At 71.5% G+C, this 23133-nt stretch carries 23 protein-coding genes; 12 read left to right on the top strand and 11 right to left on the bottom strand.

Annotated features, from left to right (window positions below):
- The first annotated feature begins 9 nt into the window (after positions 1-9).
- A complete protein-coding gene (locus HN031_RS18765) occupies positions 10-582 on the top strand; it encodes a hypothetical protein (RefSeq protein ID WP_172273924.1) in 573 nt (190 codons plus the stop codon).
- Positions 579-1787 (top strand): GAF domain-containing sensor histidine kinase, encoded by a 1209-nt coding sequence (locus HN031_RS18770; protein ID WP_172273926.1) that lies wholly within the window; start codon positions 579-581, stop codon positions 1785-1787. Before HN031_RS18765 ends, HN031_RS18770 begins: the two co-directional genes overlap by 4 nt.
- Here the strand turns inward: HN031_RS18770 and HN031_RS18775 are convergent.
- Both HN031_RS18775 and nadA read right to left on the bottom strand, forming a co-directional pair.
- Positions 1784-2971 carry a winged helix DNA-binding domain-containing protein gene (locus HN031_RS18775; protein WP_253943608.1) on the bottom strand — a complete coding sequence of 396 codons (1188 nt, stop codon included), beginning with the start codon at positions 2969-2971 and terminating at the stop codon, positions 1784-1786. The two genes, HN031_RS18770 and HN031_RS18775, sit on opposite strands and share 4 nt — an antisense overlap.
- Before the next feature lie 24 nt (positions 2972-2995).
- Positions 2996-4180, bottom strand: coding sequence for a quinolinate synthase NadA (gene nadA, locus HN031_RS18780; protein ID WP_172273929.1), 1185 nt, complete (start codon positions 4178-4180; stop codon positions 2996-2998).
- Positions 4181-4235: 55 nt separating this feature from the next.
- Here nadA and HN031_RS18785 point away from each other — a divergent pair, with 55 nt between their 5' ends.
- Entirely contained in the window at positions 4236-5459 is a 1224-nt protein-coding gene (locus HN031_RS18785; RefSeq protein WP_172273932.1) for a glucose-1-phosphate adenylyltransferase family protein, read from the top strand.
- Between the two features lie 7 nt (positions 5460-5466).
- Here the strand turns inward: HN031_RS18785 and HN031_RS18790 are convergent, their stop codons facing one another.
- Positions 5467-6354 carry a GNAT family N-acetyltransferase gene (locus HN031_RS18790; protein ID WP_322425506.1) on the bottom strand — a complete coding sequence of 296 codons (888 nt, stop codon included), beginning with the start codon at positions 6352-6354 and terminating at the stop codon, positions 5467-5469.
- Complete coding sequence (locus HN031_RS18795; protein ID WP_172273935.1) at positions 6351-6767, bottom strand: SRPBCC domain-containing protein; 417 nt, start codon at positions 6765-6767, stop codon at positions 6351-6353. The genes HN031_RS18790 and HN031_RS18795 overlap by 4 nt, the downstream gene beginning before the upstream one ends.
- A 54-nt stretch (positions 6768-6821) precedes the next feature.
- Here HN031_RS18795 and HN031_RS18800 point away from each other — a divergent pair, with 54 nt between their 5' ends.
- The 3 genes from HN031_RS18800 (at position 6822) to erpA (ending at position 9843) form a co-directional block, all read left to right on the top strand.
- The gene (locus tag HN031_RS18800) at positions 6822-7904 is read left to right on the top strand and encodes a glycerate kinase (protein WP_172273938.1); all 1083 of its coding nucleotides are present in this window, start codon (positions 6822-6824) and stop codon (positions 7902-7904) included.
- Positions 7905-8263: 359 nt separating this feature from the next.
- Positions 8264-9223 (top strand): hypothetical protein, encoded by a 960-nt coding sequence (locus HN031_RS18805; RefSeq protein ID WP_172273941.1) that lies wholly within the window; start codon positions 8264-8266, stop codon positions 9221-9223.
- A 260-nt stretch (positions 9224-9483) separates the two neighbouring features.
- Entirely contained in the window at positions 9484-9843 is a 360-nt protein-coding gene (gene erpA / locus HN031_RS18810) for an iron-sulfur cluster insertion protein ErpA (RefSeq protein WP_090971856.1), read from the top strand.
- A 104-nt stretch (positions 9844-9947) separates the two neighbouring features.
- On the opposite strand, the gene HN031_RS18815 is transcribed toward erpA, so the two are convergent.
- On the bottom strand, positions 9948-10202 hold the full coding sequence (locus HN031_RS18815; RefSeq protein ID WP_172273944.1) for a hypothetical protein: 255 nt from the start codon (positions 10200-10202) through the stop codon (positions 9948-9950).
- Between the two features lie 64 nt (positions 10203-10266).
- Here HN031_RS18815 and HN031_RS18820 point away from each other — a divergent pair, with 64 nt between their 5' ends.
- Complete coding sequence (locus HN031_RS18820; RefSeq protein WP_172273947.1) at positions 10267-11253, top strand: PfkB family carbohydrate kinase; 987 nt, start codon at positions 10267-10269, stop codon at positions 11251-11253.
- Between the two features lie 45 nt (positions 11254-11298).
- Here the strand turns inward: HN031_RS18820 and HN031_RS18825 are convergent, their stop codons facing one another.
- Complete coding sequence (locus HN031_RS18825) at positions 11299-11550, bottom strand: sulfurtransferase TusA family protein (protein ID WP_322425503.1); 252 nt, start codon at positions 11548-11550, stop codon at positions 11299-11301.
- A complete protein-coding gene (locus HN031_RS18830) occupies positions 11547-12674 on the bottom strand; it encodes an aminotransferase class V-fold PLP-dependent enzyme (RefSeq protein WP_172273950.1) in 1128 nt (375 codons plus the stop codon). The genes HN031_RS18825 and HN031_RS18830 overlap by 4 nt, the downstream gene beginning before the upstream one ends.
- Positions 12675-12847: 173 nt before the next feature.
- Here HN031_RS18830 and coxB point away from each other — a divergent pair, with 173 nt between their 5' ends.
- From coxB to HN031_RS18855, 5 genes are all read left to right on the top strand, one after another.
- On the top strand, positions 12848-13762 hold the full coding sequence (gene coxB / locus HN031_RS18835) for a cytochrome c oxidase subunit II (protein WP_367650822.1): 915 nt from the start codon (positions 12848-12850) through the stop codon (positions 13760-13762).
- Positions 13763-13791: 29 nt separating this feature from the next.
- Positions 13792-15534 (top strand): cytochrome c oxidase subunit I, encoded by a 1743-nt coding sequence (ctaD, locus tag HN031_RS18840; RefSeq protein WP_172275083.1) that lies wholly within the window; start codon positions 13792-13794, stop codon positions 15532-15534.
- A complete protein-coding gene (locus HN031_RS18845; protein ID WP_172273953.1) occupies positions 15531-15929 on the top strand; it encodes a cytochrome c oxidase subunit 4 in 399 nt (132 codons plus the stop codon). The genes ctaD and HN031_RS18845 overlap by 4 nt, the downstream gene beginning before the upstream one ends.
- 139 nt (positions 15930-16068) lie before the next feature.
- Positions 16069-17304 carry an Ig-like domain-containing protein gene (locus HN031_RS18850; protein ID WP_172273956.1) on the top strand — a complete coding sequence of 412 codons (1236 nt, stop codon included), beginning with the start codon at positions 16069-16071 and terminating at the stop codon, positions 17302-17304.
- A gap of 92 nt (positions 17305-17396) precedes the next feature.
- Positions 17397-18560: an RtcB family protein gene (locus HN031_RS18855; RefSeq protein WP_172273959.1), complete on the top strand. Its 1164-nt coding sequence runs from the start codon at positions 17397-17399 to the stop codon at positions 18558-18560.
- Positions 18561-18651: 91 nt separating this feature from the next.
- Here HN031_RS18855 and HN031_RS18860 read toward each other — a convergent pair whose 3' ends face one another.
- The 4 genes from HN031_RS18860 to HN031_RS18875 form a co-directional block, all read right to left on the bottom strand.
- The gene (locus HN031_RS18860) at positions 18652-20301 is read right to left on the bottom strand and encodes a ubiquinol-cytochrome c reductase cytochrome b subunit (protein ID WP_253943624.1); all 1650 of its coding nucleotides are present in this window, start codon (positions 20299-20301) and stop codon (positions 18652-18654) included.
- A 113-nt stretch (positions 20302-20414) separates the two neighbouring features.
- On the bottom strand, positions 20415-21425 hold the full coding sequence (locus tag HN031_RS18865; protein WP_367650834.1) for a Rieske 2Fe-2S domain-containing protein: 1011 nt from the start codon (positions 21423-21425) through the stop codon (positions 20415-20417).
- 125 nt (positions 21426-21550) lie between these two features.
- On the bottom strand, positions 21551-22423 hold the full coding sequence (locus HN031_RS18870; protein ID WP_172273965.1) for a cytochrome c: 873 nt from the start codon (positions 22421-22423) through the stop codon (positions 21551-21553).
- A gap of 30 nt (positions 22424-22453) precedes the next feature.
- Positions 22454-23074: a heme-copper oxidase subunit III gene (locus HN031_RS18875; RefSeq protein ID WP_322425539.1), complete on the bottom strand. Its 621-nt coding sequence runs from the start codon at positions 23072-23074 to the stop codon at positions 22454-22456.
- Positions 23075-23133 lie beyond the last annotated feature (59 nt).

A 23133-nucleotide genomic window follows, 5' to 3' on the forward strand; every position in this document is an offset into this window, starting at 1 on the left:
GGGCACCCGATGGGACTCTGGGAGGCGCTGCGGGGTCGTACGCAGCCCAAGCGCAACAACCTCGACGCACTGTTCCTCGTGCCGAGCGCGGCGATCACGCTGCAGACCGCCCTCGGCTTCGAGCCGACCGGCTCCGGCTCGGTCTGCTACCGCTCCGCCGCCGGCGCGGCCTTCGCGCAGACGCAGCAGGACGTGGTCGCGCTGATCCGCGACGACGCCGAGGCGCCCGAGGTCTCGGTCACCCAGGACGACTTCGGGTTCACCTGGCTCGTCGTCTCCGGTGACGCCTCCGACATGTCCGGGCTGTGCACCGACCTGCACGCCGTCAACACCACCTTGGAGCTCAACGGCTTCGAAGGCGGCCTGCTGTGCTCGATGGTGCCGTTCCGCAACGCCTCGGGACAGGCCTTCGGGCTGACCTACCTCTACAAGCAGGGCACGTTCTACCCGTTCGCCCCCGCCGGCGAGCAGTCCCGTGACACGCTGCTCGAGCTGTCCGTGCGCGACCTGTTGGGAGAGGAGCTGCCGATGGAGCCCGACCTGCAGCGGTGGCTGGCGATCTGGAAGGCCCCGGGACTGTGAGCGACGACCACGGGGCTCGACGTCGCGAGCAGGCGATCGCGGCGTACGGCGTGGTCGACGCCCCACCGCGTCGCGAGCTCAGCGCCCTGGTCGACCTGGCGGCACAGGTCGCCGGCGTGCCCTTCGCCGCCGTCAACCTGCTCGACGCCGAGTCCCAGCACGCGATCGCCACCCGGGGGTTCCCCCCGGAGCGGATGCCGATCGAGGAGTCGATGTGCCGGCGTGTCGTCGAGTCCGGCCGCCCTGTCATGGTCGAGGACGCCAGCAGGGACGAGCGCTGGTCCCACAGCCCCTGGACCACGGGTGAGCGGGCGGACGTGCGGTTCTACGGCTCCCACCCGCTGACGACCCCCGCAGGCGTCGTCATCGGCACGCTCTGCGTCTACGACGACGAGACGCACGAGGTCACCCCGGAGGCCGCCAAGGGGCTCGCACAGCTCGCCGACCGCGTCGTCGACGTGCTGGAGCTCGAGCTCGCCTCGCGGCGGCTGAGCGAGGCCAACGCGCGCCTCAGCACCTCCAACGAGCGCCTCGCGCACTTCGCGGGACAGGTCAGCCACGACCTCAAGAACCCGCTCACCTCCGTCTCGCTCTCGCTCGAGACGCTCGAGCTCGACGTCACCGAGCCCGACCAGGCCGACACGGTCGCGCGGGCGCGCCGCGGCGTCGACCGGATGACGGGCCTGATCAACAACCTGCTCGAGTTCGCGTCGCAGGGGGACGCCCCCGGCGACGCGGTCGTCGACCTCGGTGCCGAGCTGTCCTCCGCGCTCGACGACCTCGCCGGGCGGGTCGCCCGCGAGCGGGTGCAGGTCGGTCCGCTGCCGCGCGTCCGGGGCGACGCCGCCCAGCTGCGCTCGGTGCTGATGAACCTCGTCGACAACGCAGCGAAGTTCGTCGACGACGGGGAGGCCCCGGAGATCGAGGTGGACTCGCGCCCGCTCGACGGGCACCACCGCATCGAGGTGCGCGACCGCAGCCGCGGCATCCCGCCCGACAAGCGGGAGCGGGTCTTCGCGCCGCTCGCGCGGCTCGACAAGAGCGTGGAGGGCTCGGGCATCGGTCTGGCCACCTGTCGGCGCATCGTCGAGGCGCACGGCGGGACGATGGGCGTCGACGGGCGCGAGGGCGGCGGCTCCGTGTTCTGGTTCGAGCTGCTCGACACCGGCGACGACGAGCCCGCCACGGACCCCCGGGGCTGCTAGGGCAGCCTCGCCTGCTTCATCTGCCGCGAGGCGTAGACGTTGCCGATCACGGTCCCGTCGAGCCATGCGGTGAGCCGCTCGGCCTCCCGGTCGAGGGCGTCCCGCCCGGCCGGCTCGACGTCGTCGAGCAGGGAGAGGCGCACCACGCCCGCGTCGTCCTGCACCCAGCAGCCGACGACGCGGCCGTCCCACCACGCGGTGGTGCCGGCGTTGCCGTTGGTGTCGAAGAGGTAGGGCACGTGGGCAGGGTCGAGGTAGAAGGCCCGGGACCGCCAGCCCATGACGGTCGGGTCGAGCGTCGGCAGCAGGGCGGCCCACGGCTCGACCGGCCCCACGTCGGTGTCGTCGGGCAGCACCCAGCCGCTGGAGCCGTCGTCCAGGGCGACCTCGACCGCCTCGAGGTCGGCGAGCGCCCGGGTCACGGCCGTCTTCGTCGAGCCGAGCCACCACTGCAGGTCGGCCGCCGTGCCCGGCCCGAAGGTGCCCAGCCAGCGGCGTACGAGCTCGGCGTAGCCGGCGGCCTCGTCCAACGGTGCCGGGACCGTGTCGAGCCAGTCCTCCGCGCGGGTCCACGTCGGCTTGTTGAGCCGCCAGTGCCCGGCGTTGCGGCCGCGCAGCGCGGCGCCCTCCAGGCCGAGGTGGGTGAGCACCCACGGCGCCACCGGCACGGCCCGGTCGTAGGGCTTGCCCGAGTCGCCACCGACCGTCCCGGCGAGCTCGGGCACCTGTGCGCGCAGCTCGGCGGCGGTGGCGGGGCCGGCGGCCAACCGGGCGAGGGTGGCGTCGCGGGCCGCCGCGAGCCACGCCTCACCGTCCTCGGCGATGCCGGCCGCGGCGATGGCCTTGGCGATGCGCCGGCCCTCGGCGGTGGCGACGCGCGCCGACGCGCTGCCCCAGGCGGCGGGGAGCAGCTCGCGCGGGAACACGAACAGCGTCCGTCGCATCGCCAGCTGCTTGACGACCGAGCGCTCGTCGTGGAGCGCGGCGTCGACGTCCTGCGGGGCGAGGCCCTTGGAGCGGGCTGCGACGGCGAGGTGGACGGTCGCCGCCTCCGTGGCGTGGAGCACCGTCATCGCCCGGGTGACCGCGAGGACGCTGTCGAGCCGGTGCGCGGGCGCCAGCGCGTGGCGTACGCCGATCCGGCTCCGACGCTCGGAGTCGCTGATCCTGCGCAGTGCCGTCATCGGTGCGTCCCCTGGTCCGGTGGGTCAGTCGCGGTGGGACTTGCCCGGCAGGTCGAGCATGCGCTGCAGCGCCACCAGGGCGTCCGCCTCGGTCTCGGGGTCCACGACGATCCGGTTGACGACCGTGCCCGCGACGAGGTTCTCGAGCGCCCACACGAGGTGCGGCAGGTCGATGCGGTTCATCGTGGAGCAGTAGCAGACGTTGCGGTCGAGGAAGACGATCGTCTTGTCCGGGTGGGCGTCCGCGAGCCGCTTGACGAGGTTGAGCTCCGTCCCGATGGCCCACACGGTGCCGGGCTCGGCGGCCTCGATCGTCTTGATGATGAACTCGGTCGACCCCACGAGGTCGGCCTTCAGCACCACCTCGTGCTTGCACTCCGGGTGCACCAGCACCCTGATCCCGGGGTGCTGGGCGCGCAGCTCGTCGACGACGTCCTCGGAGAAGCGGCCGTGGACCGAGCAGTGGCCCTTCCACAGGATCATCCGGGCCCGCTGGAGCTCCTCGGCGCTCAGGCCCCCGCCCGGCTGCTGGGGGTCCCACACGACGCACTCGTCGAGCGCGATGCCCATCTGCAGCACGGCGGTGTTGCGACCGAGGTGCTGGTCGGGCAGGAACAGGACCTTGGCCCCGTCGGCGAGGCCGGCCTTCTGGTCGAACGCCCACTCCAGCGCCACGTCGGCGTTGGAGGAGGTGCAGACCACGCCGCCGTTGCGGCCGCAGAACGCCTTGATGTCGGCGCTGGAGTTCATGTAGGTCACCGGCACGACGCTGTCCTGGATGCCGGCGTCGGCCATGGCGTCCCAGGCGTCCTCGACCTGGCGCAGCCGGGCCATGTCGGCCATCGAGCACCCGGCCGCGAGGTCCGGCAGGACCACCTGCTGGGCGGGGGAGGTGAGGATGTCGGCCGACTCGGCCATGAAGTGCACGCCGCAGAAGACGATGAACTCCGCGTCCGGTCGCGCGGCGGCGTCGCGGGCGAGCTTGAAGGAGTCACCGGTGACGTCGGCGAACTGGATGACCTCGTCGCGCTGGTAGTGGTGGCCGAGCACGAACACCCGCTCGCCCAGCGCCTCCTTGGCCGCGCGCGCCCGGGCGACCAGGTCCGGGTCGGAGGCCGCCGGCAGGTCCCCCGGGCACTCCACGCCGCGCTCGGCGTCGAGGTCGCGGCCCTTGCCGAGGGGGAGGAGCGGCAGGTCGACGATGCTCATGGCGCCATCCTAAGAGGGGACCCGGCCGGAGCCCCTGTGCTGGCAGGCTGGGGGTATGTCACGACGCGGAGAAGTGCTCGCCCTGGTGCAGGCAGGCGGCCAGGGGTCCCGGATGGACGTGCTGACGCGGGAGCGCGCCAAGCCGGCGCTGCCCTTCGGCGGGGTGCACCGGCTGATCGACTTCGCGCTGTCGGGCCTGGTCCACGCGGACCTCTCCGACGTGTGGGTCTCGCTGGAGTACCAGGTCACCTCCATCGACGACTACCTCTCCGGTGGGCGGCCGTGGAGCCTGGACCGCAACCGCGGCGGCTTCCGCCGCATCGTGCCGCAGACCGGGACCGGCCCGGCGACCGAGAGCGGGTTCGCCCACGGCAACGGAGACCTGCTGCTGCGGATGTCGGCCGACATCGAGTCCTTCGGTGCGCGCACGCTGGCGGTGTGCAGCGCCGACCACGTGTTCAACATGGACCTCGCGCCCGTGATCGAGGAGCACGTCGCCTCCGGTCGCGTCGCGACCGTGCTGACGAGCGAGGTGGCCAAGCGGGACGCCTCCGACAACGTCGTGGTGCTGGCGGACGAGGACGGCACCATCACCGGCGTCGAGCACAAGCCGGCGCGCCCCTCGGGCGGCACGGTCGCGACCGAGATCTTCCTCTACGACACCGAGGTGCTCCTTGGCGTGCTGCAGGACCTGCGGCGCGAGCTCTCCGGCGACGAGGACGGCGACAGCGGCATCGGCGACTTCGGCGAGCACCTGCTGCCGCGACTCGTGGAGACCGGCCGGGCCAGGGCCGTACCGCTCACCGGCTACTGGCGCGACGTCGGCCAGCCGTCGCTCTACCTCCAGTCCCACCGCGACCTCCTCGCCGGCCGGGTCGACGTCTTCGACCACCCCGGCCGGCCGGTGATCTCGCACTGGCCCGACCGGCCCGCCGCGCGCGTACGGGCGTCCGGCGAGTGCCGCGACTCCGTGGTGTCGCCGGGTGCGGACGTCGGCGGCCTCGTGGTCGGCAGCGTCCTCGGGCCGGGCGTCGTGGTGGAGAAGGGCGCCGAGGTCCACGACAGCGTCGTGATGGAAGACTGCGTCATCCGCGCCGGCGCGGTCGTGCGCACCGCCATCCTGGACGAGCGCTGCGAGGTCGTGCGCCGGACGACCGTCGGCTCGGAGTCGTCGCGCAGGCGGGCTCGCGACGAGGACCTCGTGCTCGTCGGGCGCGACTCGCGGGTCGACCTCGACATCGCGGCCGGAGCACGCCTCGAGCCGGGCTCGGGCGGCTAGCGCGTCCTCAGAGGAGGCTGCCGTGGTGCAGGTAGGGCACCGGCGGCTTCATCCGGCGCAGGCACAGGTAGCCGCTCTGGTGGATCGCGAGCCGCGCCGCCAGCCCGACGTCGAGGGCCCAGGCGTTGGCGGCGGTGACGTGCTGCACCGACACCTGTGACCCGGGGCGGGTCGAGGCCAGCGCCTCCCACATCAGCCGGGCGGCCGTACGCCGGTTGGTGGCCGCGACCAGCACCGGCACCCCGTCGTCGTCGACATAGGCGTAGCCCGAGCCGGTCGAGTGGTCCGTGACGACCAGGCGGAACTGCGCGAGCAGCAGCTCGTGGTCCGAGAGGTGCGCGGCGCCGCGGGTGCGCCGGTCGACCGAGTCCATCAGGTCGATGTCGCTCGCCGTGCCCTCGCGGACACGCTCGACCACCGGGATGGCGTCGCGGTCAACGACCCCGGTGAGCATCATCTGCGGGTGCAGGTCGAAGCCGGCCAGCCGGTAGCGGCGTACGGCGCCGGGGTCGGCGCTGGCGGAGAACATGCCGCGCAGGCACCCACGGCCGTGGTGCATGGCCGCCGCGAGCAGCTGGGCGCCGATGCCCTGCCCCTGGTGCTCGGGCCGGACGGCGAAGGACGCGAGGATCCACATGAGCTCGCGGACGCGTGACACCGCACCACCCACGACGGCCCCGTCCACCTCCGCGACCCAGCACCCACCGGGGTCCGTGACCAGCGCCTGCCCCGTCCGGTGGAGCCAGTGCCCGTTGCGGGACGCCGGGCGGCGCACGGGGTCGGGCCAGGCGCGCTGGTAGGTCCGGGCGTCGACCTCGTAGTAGCTGGTCGCCGTGATGTCGGCGAGGTCCTCGAGGTCCTCGCGGCGCATCGGCCGGATGACGGGTGCGGTCACGACACGTGCGCGGCGTAGCGGCGGAGCAGGTCGTCCCAGTGGGTGTACGTGGCGCGCACGTCCTCGCTGCCCTCGGTCCAGCCGCGGTGCTCGAGGTGGACCAGTGTCCCCTCGGGCGTGTCGGTGAAGGTGACGTCGAGAGTGGTCGGCTCCTCCTCGGCGTGGCCGAGCCAGAACTCCTGCGTGTAGCGGCCGATCGGGTCCCACCCGACGACCCGGCCCCAGACGTACTGCTCGTCGCCGTGCACGCTCGCCACGGGCCCGTCGGGATCGATCGCGATGCCGGTGTAGGCGGCCGGGTCGGGGGTCAGCATGGGGTCCCACCACTCGCCCATCTGGGCGGTGAAGCCGACGAAGGCCTCGGTGGTCGTCACCGGCACGGTGACCTCCGCGACGATGGGATCGAGAGTCATGCCGCAAGCATGCCGGAACCGGGGCAGCGGGGGCGGTGCTGGATCATGGCCGCCATGCGTGTCCTCATCGCCCCCGACAAGTTCGCCGGCACCCTCACCGCGGTGCAGGCGGCCGAGGCGATCGCCACCGGGTGGCGCCGCCAGTCACCCCACGACGACCTCGACCTGGCGCCGATGGCCGACGGCGGACCCGGGTTCGTGGACGTCCTGCACGCCGCGCTCGGAGGTGAGCTCTCCGCCGTGACGGTCTCCGGCCCGCACGGGGCCTCGGTTCCCGCCGTCGTGCTGCGCGTGGCGGGGACGGCGTACGTCGAGAGCGCGCAGGCGGTCGGGCCGCACCTGGTCGACGGCGACGCCGAGACGGCGTCCAGCAGGGGCGTCGGCGAGCTCGTGCTGGCCGCCGTCGAGGGCGGCGCGCGGACGGTCGTCGTGGGACTGGGCGGCTCGGGCACGAACGACGGCGGAGCCGGCCTGCTGGCCGCCCTCGGCGCGACCTCCGACGGCACGCTGGACCGGGGCGCGGCCGGACTGGCCTCCGTGTCCGAGGTCGACCTCGCGGGCGCCCGGGAGCGGCTGGCCGGTGTCACGCTCGTCGCGGCGAGCGATGTCGACAACCCGCTCACGGGGCTCTTCGGGGCCACCAAGACCTACGGGCCGCAGAAGGGCGTCGGCGAGGACCGGATCGCCGAGGTCGACGGCTGGCTGGAGGGGTTCGCCGCCGCCACGGACCGGCGTACGTCCCTCGAGAAGGGCGCGGGCGCCGCGGGCGGCATCGGCTACGCCCTGCTCGTGCTCGGTGCGACCCGCGAGCCCGGCATCGGCTTCGTCACCGACGCGGTCTCGCTGGCCGAGCGCGCCCGCCGCGCGGACCTGGTGGTGACGGGGGAGGGCGCCTTCGACTTCTCCTCCCGCGCCGGCAAGGTGCCCTACGGCGTGGCCGGCGTGGCCTCCGAGGCCCTGCGCCCCTGCATCGCGCTCGCCGGCCAGGTCCTGGTGGGCTCACGCGAGATGCGCGCCCTCGGGATCGAGTCGGCGTACTCCGTCGTGGAGCTGGTCGGGGAGGAGCGCGCCTTCGCCGCCCCCGCCGAGGCCCTCACCGACCTCGCGCAGCGGGTGGCGCGGACGTGGTCGCGCTGAGGGACGGGGGTCCTTCGTCCTCGTCCTCGTCCTCCGCCCGCCGCCCTCCGCCCTCCGCCCTCCGCCCTCCGCCCTCCGCCCTCGCCCTCCGCCCGCCGCCCGCCGCTGCTGGGTGGCGGCACATTGCGTCTGGCCGGGGTGCTGATCGGTCATCTGCCGCCACCTTCACGAGGGGCGACGGCCGTCACCCGGCATGGTGGCGGCACATTGCGTGTGGCGGGGTTGTCGATCGGTGATCTGCCGCCACCTTCGCCGGGGGCGAGCCACCGGGAGTCCACAGGTGACCCCGACACCCGGCAGTCCCCAGGCTCGACCAGCGACATGGGCGGAGACCGCCCTGACGGCCTCAACCTGCGGTCATGGGATCGAGCGAGCCGGTCAGGGGACACCGCCGGGGCCGGGAGTGGGCTCACGTCACCTACGGGATCCACCGTGGCGCGACGGCGCCTGACCCCGTCGAGCACCCACCGTTCTGGGACGAGGACGACCTCGCCGGTTGGCAGCTGCTCCTGACCGACGACGGAGCGTTCACCGGTCTGACGGCCCTCGAGGTCTGGGGCGTCCCGCATCCGCCGCTGCCCGCCGAGTGCCCGGTCTTCCTGGCACTCGGGAAGGACGACCCGCGACCGCTGCGTCGCGGCGTCCACACCAGCCGGCACGTGCGCCCGGTGCCGTACGCCATTCAGCGCGGTCTGCGGGTCGCCGTCGTCGCCGAGGCGCTTGCCGCAGCCGGCCGCTGGGTCGGGCTCATCGACCTCGTGGCGATGGTCGACGCGGCCCTCCAGCTCGAGCTCGTGGCCGAGGAGGAGCTCAGTGAGGTGGCTGCGACGAGGCGTCCGGGCGCCCGTCGACTGCGGGAGGCGCTCATCCTGGTGGACGGACGCTCGCAGTCGCTCTGGGAGTCGTTGCTGAGGCTGGTGCACGTCTCGTGCGGGATCGACGTCGAGCCCCAGTGGACGTTGACGGACGGCGACGGCGTCTTCGTCGCCGCCGCGGACCTGTGGCTGTGCGGCACGACGGCGCTGCACGAGTTCGACGGGGACGAGCACGAGAAGGCGCCCCGACGGGTGCAGGACCGGCGACGTGACCGCCGTATCGAGAGGCAGGGCTTCACGCGTCGCGGCTACACGGCGGGTGACGTCATCCACCGCGCGGTGACCATCCTCGAGGACGCCGACCGGGCGCTCGACCGGCCGCACGACCCCGCGCGGATCAGGCTGTGGCACGCGCTCCTGCGTGACTCGCTCTTCACCCCCGCCGGCCGGGCGGCGCTCCTCGCACGCGTCCCTGCGGCGCCCGTGCGACGTCGTACGGCGTGAGGGTGGCGGCAGATCCCCTGGAAGGGCCGGTCGGCGCCGCGATGTGCCGCCACCTTTCCGAGGGCCCGTCCAGGGTGGCGGCAGATCGCCTCGAACGGCCGGTTCAACCCGCGATGTGCCGCCACCCCCGGCGGCAGGCAGTCGGCGCGGGAAGGAAGGCGGGCAGGCGGACCGCCCGAACCCGCGGCCGCCGTGGGGAATAACCCCGCGTGTGCGACCATTGGAACCTGCAGTACCCCGAGACTTCCTGGAGTGATGAGATGACCGAGCAGGTCGAGACCACTGAGCGCCGCACCGACCAGATCAACCTCTCCGCTGTCGCCGCCGGCAAGGTGAAGAGCCTCCTGGAGCAGGAGGGTCGCGACGACCTGGCTCTGCGCATCTCCGTGCAGCCCGGTGGCTGCTCGGGCCTGCGCTACCAGCTCTTCTTCGACGAGCGGACCCTCGACGGCGACGTGACGACCGACTTCGACGGCGTGACCGTCGTCGTCGACCGGATGAGCGTCCCCTACCTCAACGGTGCCGAGATCGACTTCGTCGACACCATCGAGAAGCAGGGCTTTACCATCGACAACCCCAACGCGACCGGGTCCTGCGCCTGCGGCGACTCGTTCCACTGAGCGAGGTCACGACCCGCGTGTCGAGACCTGACGCACCATGACGAAGGGCCCCAGCCACCCGGCTGGGGCCCTTCGTCGTACGTGGGTGGCGTGCCGGTCAGGCGTCAGTCCAGGTGCAGGTGCAGCGCGTTGGCCAGGCGGGCGGCGGCGTCGGAGACCCGGATCTCGCGCTTGCCGACCTCTGCCGGGTAGTCCTCGAAGCGCAGGCTCGGCGGTGCCGTCACCGCGGCCCGGGCGGCACGCTCGAGCGGGGAGCCGAGCCGCAGGTTGCGCCCGGCCTCCTCGCAGTCGGCGGCCAGCTCCGCGGGCGTGCCCAGCTCGTCGTGGACCAGGTGTGCGGGGTGTCGCGACGTCGTCATGAGGTCGACGCTAGGGGCTACTGATGCGTATCCGGAGGCGTACCGGGAGGTAGTGTCTCGCGGCGTGTCCCTCCTCGTTGCCGGATCCATCGCGACCGACCACCTGATGTCCTTCCCGGGCAAGTTCGCCGACAGCCTGGTCGTGGACCAGCTCGACAAGCTGTCGGTGTCCTTCCTGGTCGAGGACCTGGAGGTGCGCCGCGGTGGCTGCGCCGCCAACATCTGCTTCGGCCTCGGCAACCTGGGCCTGCGCCCGGTGCTCGTCGGTGCCGTCGGCGAGGACTTCGCCGAGTACCGCTCGTGGCTGGAGCGGCACAACGTCGACTGCGACTCCGTGCACGTCTCCGAGACCCGGCACACCGCCCGGTTCGTGTGCACCAACGACAGCGCGCACGCGCAGATCGCCAGCTTCTACGCCGGCGCGATGAGCGAGTCGCGCGAGATCGAGCTCAAGCCGATCATCGACCGCGTCGGCGCCCCCGACTACGTCCTCATCGGCCCCGACGACCCGCAGGGGATGCTGCGCCACACCGAGGAGTGCCGCCAGCGCGGCTACCCCTTCCTCGCCGACCCGTCGCAGCAGCTCGCCTTCGGCGACGGCGACCTGATCCGTCCCCTCGTCGACGGCGCCGAGATCCTGTTCTCCAACGAGTACGAGGCCAGCCTGATCACGCAGAAGACCGGCTGGAGCGCCGAGGAGGTCCTCTCCCGCGTCGGCACCTGGGTGGTGACCCTCGGCCCCGCCGGTGTCCGCATCGACCGTCAGGGCGAGGAATCGATCGTCGTCCAGGCGGTGCCGGAGATCGAGAAGGTCGAGCCCACCGGCGTGGGCGACGCCTTCCGCGCCGGCTTCCTGGCCGCGCTCAGCTGGGGCCTCGGCCACGAGCGCGCGGCCCAGCTCGGCTGCCTGCTCGCGGTCTACGTCGTGGAGCAGGTCGGCACCCAGGAGTACGAGATCTCGCGTGCGGCGTTCCTCGCGCGCTGCGCGGCCACCTACGGCGACGAGGCCGTTGCCGACTTCGAGCCGCACCTCGAGACCATCCGGCCCTGAGGGCCCAGCGCCCCCAGCGCCCCACAGATGCCCGGGGGTCCGGCGTCAGCTGACGCGGCGTACGACGTGGCGTGGGGCGCCGTCGTCGGCGGTGTCCGCGCGCACGTAGTCCTGGCCCTTCATCCGGCACCACGCCGGCACGTCGACCGCCGCTGCGGGGTCGTGGGCGACGACCGCCAGCAGTGCACCGACCTCGACGTCGGCGAGGTGGCGGGCGAGCTCGATGACGGGCATCGGGCAGGGCAGGGCACGGCAGTCCAGCTCGAGCGCGACGTCAGGGACCGGGTCGGCGCTCACAGGCCCACCCGCGCCCGGATCTCGGCCACCAGCCCGGGCAGGACCTCGCAGAAGGCGTCGACGTCGGCGCGGGTGGTGTCGCGGTGGAGCGAGAGCCGCACGTTGCCGTGGGTGAGCACACCCATGGCCTCGAGCACGTGGCTCGGGGTCAGGGTCGAGGCGGTGCAGGCCGAGCCGCTCGCGATCCCGAAGCCACGGCGGTCGAGCTCGGTGACCAGCGCCTCCCCGTCCACGTAGAGGCACGAGAAGGTGACCAGGTGGGGGAGCCGCCGGTCCGGGTCGCCGACCACCTCGACGTCCGGCACCTCCGCCGCCACCCGTCGGCGTACGACGTCGACGAGCTCGTGCTGGCGGGCGTTGACCTCGGTGCGCTCGGCCACCACGGCCTGCAGCGCGGCGGCGGCCGCGAGGACCGCGGGCACGTTCTCGAAGCCGGTGGACCGCTCGTCGACGCGGTCGTCGCCGGGGAACGGGTTGCGCCATCGGGCGCGCTTGCGCACCAGCAGCACGCCCACCCCCGCCGGGCCGCCCCACTTGTGCGCGGAGCCGGCGGCCGCGGCCCAGCCGGAGGGCAGCGGGAGCCGCCCCATCGCCGCACAGGCGTCGGTGAAGAGCGGGACGTCGTCCGGCAGCCCGAGCTCCCCGACCGGCTGCGTCGTGCCCACCTCGTGGTTGGCCGTCTGCAGCGCCACGACGCCCACATCGGGGGCGGCTGCCTCCTCGACCAGGCGGGCGACGTCGACCCGGCCGTCCCTCCCGCACGGGACCACCCGGGCCCGGGCGCCCCACGCCACGGCGTGCCGCACGGCGGAGTGCTCGACTGCCGGGTGGACCACCACGTCGCCGCGCCGGGAGCCGCGGACCAGCCCGAGCAGGCCGAGGTGCATGGCGTGGGTGCCGCTGGGCGTGAAGGTGACCTCGTCGGGGCGCACGCCCAGCGCGTCGGCCGTCGCCTCGCGCGCGTTGTCGAGCAGCAGGCGTGACTCCCGGCCGGCGCGGTGCAGCCGACGCGGGTCGGCGTACCCCCGCTCGAGGGCCGCGAGCAGGACCTCCCGCGCCGCCGGGTGCAGCGGCGCGGCGGAGGCGCTGTCGAGGTCTCCCGCTCCCTGGCCAGGCCGTGTCACAGGGGCAGCCTAAGCACGTACGGGAACGTTGTCCGGACCTTGGCCAGCCGGGATCACAGCCCTCGGGGTGTGACGGTCGGCACGATCGCGCGACACCGGACCCTGCCCCGCACGGACGGGGAAGATGGGGATACCCTCTGTGTGTCGAGAAGGACCGAGAGAGAGGCTCGTCAGTGGGTCTGCAAGTCCCCAAGCGTTCGGGCGCGCTGCAGCGCAGCCTGAGGGTCGCGCTCCTGGGCGTGACGATGCTGGTGCTGGCCGGGTGTTCCGAGGCCGACACGCGCCAGATCAGGAACCTCGCCATGCCCGACCGCGCCACCGAGCAGGGCCCCTACACCTACGAGCTCTGGAAATGGGCCTGGGTCGCCGCGATGATCACCGGTGTCATCGTCTGGGGCCTGATCGCCTACGTCGTGGTCAAGTTCCGCCGACGCAGCGACGACGAGGTCCCGCGGCAGACGCGCTACAACCTGCCGCTCGAGGTCTTCTACACGATCGCCCCGGTCCTGATGTGCATCGTGTTCTTCTTCCACACCGTCCGCGTGCAGGACGTGATGACCGAGCTCGAGGACACCCCCGACCTGACCGTCGAGGTCGTCGGCTACCAGTGGCAGTGGGGCTTCAACCACGGCATCGGCGAGCAGAACCCGGACGCGTTCGGCGACGACGGGGACTTCGCCTACGAGGAGTACGTCTACACGACCGGCGACGCGAGCGAGATCCCGACGCTGGTGCTGCCCGTCGACCAGCGCATCCAGTTCAACCTGCACTCGCCCGACGTCATCCACAACTTCGGCGTGCCGTCCTTCCTCACCCGCATGGACGTCATCCCGGGCCGGGTCAACAAGCTGCAGGTCACCCCCACCGTCGAGGGGACCTACGCCGGCAAGTGCTACGAGCTCTGCGGCGTCTACCACTCGCGGATGCTGTTCCAGGTCGAGATCGTGAGCCAGGCCGAGTACGAGGCCTACCTCGCCGAGCTGGCCGAGGCCGGCCAGACCTCCGAGGAGCCGCTCCTGGGCGGCGCCAACGCCACCACGCAGACCGGACTCGGCGAGAGCCAGTCCCAGGAAGGGAGCGAAGAGTGAGTGCTCCGACCGCGACCGAGTCACAGCGCATGACGCCCGGCGAGCCGCCGCGCAAGGCGCTGGGCACCCAGGTCGTCCGTCTGCTGACCACGACCGACCACAAGCTGATCGGCAAGCTCTACCTCGGCACCTCGTTCGCGTGGTTCCTCATCGCCGGCCTGATGGCCATGCTGATCCGCTCCGAGCTGGCCTACCCCGGCCAGCAGGTCGTCAACGAGCAGCTCTACAACCAGCTGTTCACCATGCACGGCACGATCATGTTGCTGCTGTTCGCGACGCCCCTGTTCTTCGGCTTCGCCAACGTCATCATGCCGCTGCAGATCGGCGCACCGGACGTGGCGTTCCCGCGCCTCAACATGTTCAGCTACTGGCTGTTCCTGATCGGCGGCCTCATCGCCGCCTCGGGCTTCCTGACCCCGTCGGGCGCCGCCGACTTCGGCTGGTTCGCCTACACGCCGCTCTCCGACGCCGTCCGCAGCCCGGGCGTCGGCGGTGACCTCTGGATCATGGGCCTGTGGATGGCGGGCCTCGGCTCGATCCTCGGTGGCGTCAACTTCATCACCACGATCATCTGCATGCGCGCGCCCGGCATGACCATGTTCCGGATGCCGATCTTCGTGTGGAACACGCTGATCACCAGCATGCTCGTGATCATGGTGTTCCCGATCCTCGCGGGCGCCCTGCTCTCGCTCGAGGCCGACCGGATCCTCGGCGCCCACGTGTTCGACCCCTCGCACGGCGGTCCGATCCTGTGGCAGCACCTGTTCTGGTTCTTCGGGCACCCGGAGGTCTACATCATCGCGCTGCCGTTCTTCGGCATCGTCTCCGAGATCCTGCCGGTCTTCAGCCGCAAGCCGATCTTCGGCTACGTCGGCCTGGTGGCCGCCACGCTCGGCATCGCGATGCTGTCGGTCGCCGTGTGGGCCCACCACATGTTCGTCACCGGGGCGGTGGACCTGCCGTTCTTCTCGGGCATGACGTTCCTGATCGCGGTGCCCACCGGGGTGAAGTTCTTCAACTGGATCGGCACGATGTGGGGCGGCAGCCTGTCGTTCGACACCCCGATGCTGTGGTCCATCGGCTTCCTGGTCACGTTCCTCTTCGGCGGCCTGACCGGCATCATCCTGGCGAGCCCGCCGCTCGACTTCCACGTGTCCGACTCCTACTTCGTGGTGGCGCACTTCCACTACGTCGTCTTCGGAACCGTGGTGTTCGCGATGTTCGCCGGGTTCTACTTCTGGTGGCCGAAGATGACCGGCCGCATGCTCGACGAGCGACTGGGCAAGCTCCACTTCTGGATCCTCTTCGTGGGCTTCCACACCACCTTCCTCGTCCAGCACTGGCTGGGTGTCGAGGGCATGCCGCGCCGCTACGCCGACTACCTGCCCGAGGACGGCTTCACCACGCTCAACCAGATCTCGACGGTGGGCTCGTTCCTGCTGGCCGCCTCGACGCTGCCGTTCCTCTACAACGTCTACGTCTCGGTCAAGGCGCCGAAGGTTACGGTCGACGACCCGTGGGGCTGGGGCCGCTCGCTCGAGTGGGCCACCAGCTGCCCGCCGCCGCGCCACAACTTCCACTCGCTGCCGCGCATCCGGTCGGAGTCGCCCGCCTTCGACCTGCACCACCCGGAGGTCGCGCTGCTCGAGCTCGACGAGAACGACGCCGAGCGTGACGGTGACGTCGCCGACGCGCCCGACGTCGAGGGTCGCGAGGGCATGCTGCGCGACCGCGTCGACCCCGACGGACCGACCGAGGAGGAGAACCGATGAAGGCGGAAGCCTGGATCTTCGGCATCACGGCCATCTTCGTGGCGGTCGTGAGCCCGGCCTACTGGTTCCTCTCCGAGGACTGGACCGGCACGTCGGCGCTCGTCATGACGGCGCTGCTGTTCGGCATGATCACGCTCTACCTCGGTTTCCACGCTTCCCGCATGGACGCACGGCCCGAGGACCGCAAGGACGGCGAGATCGCCGACGGTGCCGGCGAGCTGGGCTTCTTCCCGCCCTACTCGTGGTGGCCGCTGTGGTGCGCCCTCGCCCTCGGCGTGATCGTCTACGGCACGGCGATGACCGCGTGGTGGCTCGTCATCATCGGCTTCACCATCGGGGCCGTCGTGGTCTGCGGCTTCATCTTCGAGTACTACCGCGGTGAGCACGCGCACTGACCTGCGCACCCAGGACACGCTCGCGCCGACTTCGGCAGGACCCGCCCAGCACGTACGCTGGGCGGGTCCTTGCGCGTCCGCGCCTGGCCGCAGCTCGTTCCATCTGCTCCACCACCTGCACCGCCTGGGGGTCCGTCGCATGCGCACTCGCGCGCTCCGTCCACTGCGCTCCGCGCACCGTCGTACGACGCTCGCCGCGGCGCTCCTCGCGCTCAGCGGCGCGCTGGCCGCGTGCACGTCGACGTCCGGCGGGTCCGACGGCCCGGGGGACGGCTCCGGGGGCGGCCCCGGTGCCTCGGCCGCCTCGGACGCGGCCCGTCCGGAGCCGGTCCGGCTCACGACGAGCTTCGCCGACCCGACGGCCGTGCCGGTGGCAGCGCCGCTGACGGTCGCGACCTCCTCCGGCACCCTCGACGACGTCGCCGTCAGCTCGCCCGAGGGTGACGTCGCGGGCAGCATGGCCGGCGGCACGTGGACCGCTGTCGACCGCCTCGAGCCCGGCACCGCCTACACCATCACCGCCTCCGCGACCCGGTCCGACGGCGAGCGCGTGCAGCGCACGCGCCGGTTCCGCACGGTGGACCTCACCCTGGACGAGCAGACCTTCGCCGCCGTCGCCCCGCTCGACGGCGAGACCGTCGGGGTCGGCATGCCGGTCGTGGTGAGCTTCGACCTCCCGGTGACCGACCGGGCGCTGTTCGAGAAGCACATGCGCGTCACGAGCACCCCCCAGCAGCGCGGCTCGTGGTTCTGGCTGAGCAACCGCGAGGTGCACTGGCGTCCGGCGACCTACTGGAAGGCCGGAACGGACGTCTCGGTCGACCTCGACATCAACAGCCTCCCCGCGGGCAGGGGCATCTACGGCCAGGAGTCGCGCAGCATCGACTTCCAGATCGGCGACGCGCACGTCTACAAGGTCAACGCCCGGACCCACCAGATGCAGGTGTTCTCCAACGGCGACCTGCTGCGGAGCATCCCGATCACCACCGGCAAGCCCGGCTTCACCACCCGGTCCGGCACCAAGGTGATCATGGAGAAGTTCGAGACGAAGCGGATGAACTCCGAGACCGTCGGCATCAACCGCAACAGCCCCGAGGCCTACGACATCGACGACGTCCAGTGGGCGATGCGGGTGACGTACTCCGGTGAGTTCATCCACGCCGCACCGTGGTCGGTCGGCTCCCAGGGGTACGCCAACGTCTCCCACGGCTGCACCGGTCTGTCGACCGCCGATGCCGGCTGGCTCTACGCCATGAGCCGGCGCGGAGACGTCGTCGAGTACACCGGCACCGACCGCCAGATGACGCTGGACAACGGCTACGGCGACTGGAACCTCCCGTTCGCCGACTGGAAGGCCGGCTCCGCCCTCTCCTGACGCACACCGGAAATGGGCGGTGCAAGCCGATTCCGGGTACGTAGGGTCGCGCCCGGTCCGCACGAGCGGGCCGCGACGAAGGAGGAGGACCGATGGAGCACCTGACCCCCGGGCTCGTCAGCTGGGCGTCGATCCTGGAGCGCGACACGCGTGCGCAGGCGGAGCAGACGGCGGAGATGCCGTTCATCCACCCGCACGTCGCGCTCATGCCCGACGCCCACCTGGGCCTGGGCGCCACCGTCGGGTCGGTGATCCCGACCCTCGGGGCGATCATCCCGGCAGCCGTCGGCGTGGACATCGGGTGCGGCATGATCGCCGTGCGCACCCAGTACGCCGTCGACGACCTGCCCCGCGACCGCCGGCCGGTCCGGGAGGCGATCGAGCGTGCGATCCCGCTCAACGCGGGAGCCGCCAACCGGAGCGTCAGCCGCGACCACACCGAGGAGCGCCTGCAGCGGCTCCGCGAGCTGGCGGCGGAGGCCGGCTTCGACCCCACCACGTACGCCGGGCGCTGGGAGCTGCAGCTGGGCACCCTGGGATCGGGCAACCACTTCATCGAGGTGACGGCGGACGAGGGCGGCGGAGTGTGGCTGTTCCTGCACTCCGGCTCGCGGGGCGTGGGCAACAAGATCGCGCAGAAGCACATCGCCGTGGCACGAGAGGCCTGCGCCGGAGTGGACCTGCCGCACCGCGACCTCGCCTACCTCACCGAGGGCACCGAGCAGTTCGACGCCTACATCCGCGAGATGCGGTGGGCACAGACGTACGCCCTGCTCAACCGCGAGGAGATGATGGACCGGGTCGTGCGCCAGTTCGGGGAGTGGGTCGGAGGCGACGTGCAGCGGGTGGAGGAGATCAACTGCCACCACAACTACACCGAGCCCGAGCACCACTACGGCCGCGACGTGTGGCTCTCCCGCAAGGGCGCCATCAACGCCGAGGCCGGGCGGCCGGGCCTGATCCCCGGCTCGATGGGCACGGCGTCGTACGTCGTGGTGGGCAAGGGTGACGCGACCTCGCTCAACTCGGCGCCGCACGGGGCCGGCCGGGAGTACTCCCGGACCCGGGCCCGGAAGACGTTCACCGCCGCCGACCTGCGGAGCGCGATGGTGGGGATCGAGTACCGCGACACCGACGCCTTCATCGACGAGATCCCGGCGGCCTACAAGGACATCGACCAGGTGATGGCCGACGCCGCCGACCTCGTCGAGGTGCGCCACGTGCTGCGCCAGCTGGTCAACGTCAAGGGCGACTGACGCCGATCGGCGCTCCGCTGGGGCTGCGACGACGAGGGCCCGCCGGGATGTTCCCGGCGGGCCCTCGTGTCGTGCTGCGGTCGCGAGGCGATCAGTGGTCGCGCAGCGGTACGTCGTCGGTGTTGCGCAGCTGGTGGTCGTCGAACTGGTGGCCGTCAGCGGGGTGGTCGAGGCCGGCCTGGAGCTCCGCCTCGTGCTCCGCGTGGTGGTGCGCCGCCTCGAGCTCCGCGCGGGTGGGCTTCTGCACGTTGTGGCTGTACATCCACGACGACAGGCTCGCCCGGACCCGCTCGGACCGCGAGTTGGGTGCGGGCACGCCGGCCGCGTCCGTCTCGCCGTCGACCGCGAACACCTCGTCGCGGTCACGCGCGGTGAGCGCGTAGGCCGCCTTCTCGTTGATCGGGAGGTGCCGCTCGGCGTACTGGCCGTCGGGGGAGCGGGTGATGATGCCGGTCTCGTAGCCGTGGAGCAGCTTCTCGTTGTCGTGGCGCTGGAGCGAGATGCACCAGCGGCGCGTGATCAGGAACGCGATCACCGGACCCACGAAGATCGCGACCCGCATGAAGTAGGTGATCTGGTTGATGCTCAGGTCGAGCCTGATCGCGATGATGTCGTTGCCACCGGCCGCCCAGGCGAGCCCGTAGAACGTCATCAGGGCCACCATGACCGCGGTGCGGGTCGGCGCGTTGCGCGGGCGCTGGAGCAGGTGGTGCTCGCGCTTGTCGCCGGTGATCCAGCCCTCCAGGAAGGGCAGGAGCATGAGGACCACGAGCATGAGCGGCGGCACGATGAGGATGGGCAGCATCACGTTCCACGAGATGGTGTAGCCGAAGATCACCGACTCCCAGTTGCTCGGGATGATCCGCAGGAGGCCGTCGGGCCAGCCCATGTACCAGTCGGGCTGGGACCCGGCCGTCACCTTGGTCGGGTCGTAGGGGCCGAACTTCCACACCGGGTTGATCGACAGCAGACCGCCCATGATGGCGATGACGCCGAACACCATGAAGAAGTAGCCACCGGCCTTGGCGGCGTAGACGGGGAGCATCGGGAAGCCGACGACGTTCTGCTCGGTGCGGCCGGGCCCGGGCCACTGCGTGTGCTTGTGGTAGACGAGCAGGAGCATGTGGGCGGCGATCAGCGCGAGCAGGATGCCCGGGATGAGCAGCACGTGGATGATGTAGAGGCGCGGGATGATCGCCTCGCCGGGGAACTCGCCGCCGAAGAGCAGGAACGACATGTAGGAGCCCACGACCGGGGTGGCCTTGAGGAACCCGTCCGCGGCGCGGACGCCGGTGCCCGAGAGCAGGTCGTCGGGAAGCGAGTAGCCGGTGAAGCCCTCAAGGGTGCCGAGGAGGAGCAGCACGCAGCCGATGACCCAGTTGAGCTCGCGCGGCTTGCGGTATGCGCCTGTGAAGGCGACGCGCAGCAGGTGGACCAGCATCGAGGCGATGAAGATGGACGCCGCCCAGTGGTGCATCTGCCGCATCAGCAGGCCACCGCGCACGTCGAACGAGATGTGCAGCGTGGAGGCCATCGACTCGGACATGCCGACGCCGCGGAGCTGGTCGTAGGAGCCCTCGTAGGTGACGTGGCCCATGGAGGGGTTGAACCACAGGGTGAGGAACACGCCGGTGAGGAGCAGCACGACGAAGCTCCACAGCGCGATCTCACCGAGCATGAAGGACCAGTGGTCCGGGAAGACCTTGCGCAGGTTCTTCTTCATCACCGTGCCCAGGCCCAGGCGCTCGTCGGCCCAGGTGGCGAGGGAGCCCGCAGGGCCCGGCTTGGTGGCGGTCGCGGCATCCGTGCGGTTGCTCGTCGCGACCTTGCTGGTGTCCAGCCTCGCGTCGGTGCTCACTTGTGCTTCTCACGCTCCCAGTAGCTAGCCCCGATGGGCTCGTTGAAGTCGCTCTGAGCGACCAGGTACCCCTCATCGTCCACTGCCAGTGGCAGCTGGGGAAGGGGGCGGGCAGCCGGACCGAAGACGACCTTGGCGCCATCGGCGAGGTCGAAGGTCGACTGGTGGCACGGGCAGAGCACGTGGTGCGTGGTGCGCTCGTAGAGGGAGATCGGGCAGCCCACGTGGGTGCAGATCTTGGAGTAGCAGATGATCCCGTCGACGGTCCACTTGTCCGGGCGGGTGGCCGGGGTGAGGTCGTCGGGGTTCATCCGGACGATGATGATGGCGCCCTTGGCCTTCTCGGCCTGCTCCTCGGCGCCCTCGAGCTCGGGGTAGCCGTTCTCCTCGGTGGGGAACATGGCCTCCGGGGCGGCGTTGATCAGGTCGCCCATCTCGATCTCGCTGGCGAGGATCGGGGTGCCGACGACGTCGCGCACCAGGCGCATGCCCGGCTCCCAGATGGTGTGGGCCAGCTTGCTCGTGTCGAGCGCGTCGCCGGGCGCGAGGTCGCGCAGGAGGACGACGGCCGGCAGGCCCAGGACGCCGACGGCGCCGATCATGGTGTTGCGGACCAGCGGGCGGCGGCCGATGCCGGACTCCTCGATGCCGTCCTGGAGGGCCTTGACGGTGGCCTCGCGGTCCTCGACCGGCGAGGCGGCCGGGTGGCGCATCTCGACCATCTCGGCGTCGGCCATCAGCTTGCGGGCCAGGTGGATGATGCCGATGCCGATGAGCAGCAGCGAGGTGCCCAGGGTCAGGCCGAGGGCGATGGTGGAGGCACCCATGCCGGCGAAGGTGGTCCAGTTGTCGCCGATGTCGAGGGTGAAGTAGGCGACGACGAACAGCACCGCGCTGAGCATCGCGGCGATGAACATCGCGGCGATCTGGCGCTCGGCACGCTTCTCGAGGCGGGGGTCGACGTCGGTCGGGCGCCAGGTGTGCGCGGGCAGCCCGGGGTCGGGGATCGGGTCGGCCTCGCGGTGCGCGGGGACGTGCGACTCGTGGGGCTCGACCGAGGACGCGTGCGAGTCGTCGGCGTAGGGCTCGGGGGTGCCGTCGGGCCCGTTGACCTGCCGGCTGTCGTCGTTGCTCACGCTTCCACCTTGTTCTTCTTGCTCCGGGTCGTGTGCGAGGCGATCCACACGGCGCCGCCCACGAGCCCACCGATGCCGACGAGCCACCCGAACAGGCCCTCCGAGACCGGACCCAGGCCGCCGAGGGTGAAGCCGGCGTACTCGGGGGTCTCCTGCAGGCTGTCGAGGTAGGCGATCACGTCGCGCTTCTCCTCGGGGGACAGGTTGCCGTTGCTGAAGTTGGGCATCTGCTGGGGTCCGGTCAGCAGGGCCTCGAAGATGTACTTGCCCTCCACGCCGTGGAGGCTGGGGGCGTAGCCGCCGCGCGGCATGGCGCCGCCGGCGCCGTTGAAGTTGTGGCAGGCGGTGCAGTTGGTCAGGAAGATCTGGCCACCGCGCGAGATCGCCTCCTCGCGCTCCTCCTCCGAGAGACCCTCGAGGGTGTAGTCGGACTCGTTGGGGACCGCGGGGCCGGGGCCGAGCGAGGCGACGTAGGCCGCGAGCGCGTCGATCTCGTCCTGGCTGAACACGACCGGCTTGTCCTGGGCCTGCTGGCCGGGCTGTGCCATGGGCATGCGGCCGGTGCCGACCTGGAAGTCGACGGCGGCGGCGCCGACGCCGACGAGCGACGGGCCGACCTGGTAGCCCTCGCGCACGGTGGGGATGCCCTCACCGTTCTTGCCGTGGCAGAACGCACAGCTGGCGAGGAAGAGCTTCTTGCCCTCGGCGACCTGGTCGGTCTGGCTGGCCTGGCTGTCGGCCTGCGCGGGGGCGAGGGCGGTGTAGAGCGAGCCGCTGACGAGCAGCCCGAGGAGCAGCACGACGATCCCCGCAAGCGGTCCGCGGCGGTGCCGGGAGAGGCGCCCAGCGGTTCGGTTGAGCAAACGCACGATGAGTCCTTGCCGGTTGCGGTTCGGTGCTTACTTGATGACGTAGATCGTGAAGAAGAGCCCGATCCAGACCACGTCGACGAAGTGCCAGTAATAGGAAACCACGATGGCGGTGACGGCCTGCTCGTGGGTGAAGCGTCGCGCGAGGTAGGTGCGGCCCAGGACGAACAGGAACGCGATGAGTCCGCCGGTCACGTGGATGCCGTGGAACCCGGTGGTCAGGTAGAACATCGAGCCGTAGGCCGAGCTCGGGATGGTGACGCCCTCGTGGATCAGCTCGGCGTACTCGAGCGCCTGGCCGCCGATGAAGATGGCGCCCATGACGTAGGTGAGGATGAACCACTCGCGCAGCCCCCACCGGGTGAAGTTGAGCAGCGAGCCGGTGCGGCCGACCTGGCCGCGCTCGGCGGCGAAGACGCCCCACTGGCAGGCGAAGGACGACGCCACGAGGATCGCGGTGTTGGCGGTGGAGAACGGGACGTTGAGCTTCTCCGTCTCCTGCGCCCACAGCTCCGGGCTGACCGCGCGGATGGTGAAGTAGGCCGCGAACAGCGCCGCGAAGAACATCAGCTCGCTGGCGAGCCAGATGATCGTGCCCACGCTGACCATGCTGGGTCGGTCGTGGTGCCCGTGAAGTCGGGAGGCCGGAATCGCTGCTGCAGTCGCCACGACATCATTATGGCTGCTGGGGGAGGAGGAGGGCACCCCGA

This window comes from Nocardioides sp. zg-1308 (assembly GCF_013155375.1).
GTDB classification, from domain to species: domain Bacteria; phylum Actinomycetota; class Actinomycetes; order Propionibacteriales; family Nocardioidaceae; genus Nocardioides; species Nocardioides renjunii.

What these genes read in the sequence shown, in the direction of transcription:
- HN031_RS18765 (WP_172273924.1), top strand. Translation starts at nt 10, where the DNA reads ATGGGACTCTGGGAGGCGCTGCGGGGTCGTACGCAGCCCAAGCGCAAC.
- HN031_RS18775 (WP_253943608.1), bottom strand. Translation starts at nt 2,971, where the DNA reads ATGACGGCACTGCGCAGGATCAGCGACTCCGAGCGTCGGAGCCGGATC.
- nadA (WP_172273929.1), bottom strand. Translation starts at nt 4,180, where the DNA reads ATGAGCATCGTCGACCTGCCGCTCCTCCCCCTCGGCAAGGGCCGCGAC.
- HN031_RS18785 (WP_172273932.1), top strand. Translation starts at nt 4,236, where the DNA reads ATGTCACGACGCGGAGAAGTGCTCGCCCTGGTGCAGGCAGGCGGCCAG.
- HN031_RS18795 (WP_172273935.1), bottom strand. Translation starts at nt 6,767, where the DNA reads ATGACTCTCGATCCCATCGTCGCGGAGGTCACCGTGCCGGTGACGACC.
- HN031_RS18800 (WP_172273938.1), top strand. Translation starts at nt 6,822, where the DNA reads ATGCGTGTCCTCATCGCCCCCGACAAGTTCGCCGGCACCCTCACCGCG.
- HN031_RS18805 (WP_172273941.1), top strand. Translation starts at nt 8,264, where the DNA reads ATGGGATCGAGCGAGCCGGTCAGGGGACACCGCCGGGGCCGGGAGTGG.
- erpA (WP_090971856.1), top strand. Translation starts at nt 9,484, where the DNA reads ATGACCGAGCAGGTCGAGACCACTGAGCGCCGCACCGACCAGATCAAC.
- HN031_RS18815 (WP_172273944.1), bottom strand. Translation starts at nt 10,202, where the DNA reads ATGACGACGTCGCGACACCCCGCACACCTGGTCCACGACGAGCTGGGC.
- ctaD (WP_172275083.1), top strand. Translation starts at nt 13,792, where the DNA reads ATGACGCCCGGCGAGCCGCCGCGCAAGGCGCTGGGCACCCAGGTCGTC.
- HN031_RS18845 (WP_172273953.1), top strand. Translation starts at nt 15,531, where the DNA reads ATGAAGGCGGAAGCCTGGATCTTCGGCATCACGGCCATCTTCGTGGCG.
- HN031_RS18850 (WP_172273956.1), top strand. Translation starts at nt 16,069, where the DNA reads ATGCGCACTCGCGCGCTCCGTCCACTGCGCTCCGCGCACCGTCGTACG.
- HN031_RS18855 (WP_172273959.1), top strand. Translation starts at nt 17,397, where the DNA reads ATGGAGCACCTGACCCCCGGGCTCGTCAGCTGGGCGTCGATCCTGGAG.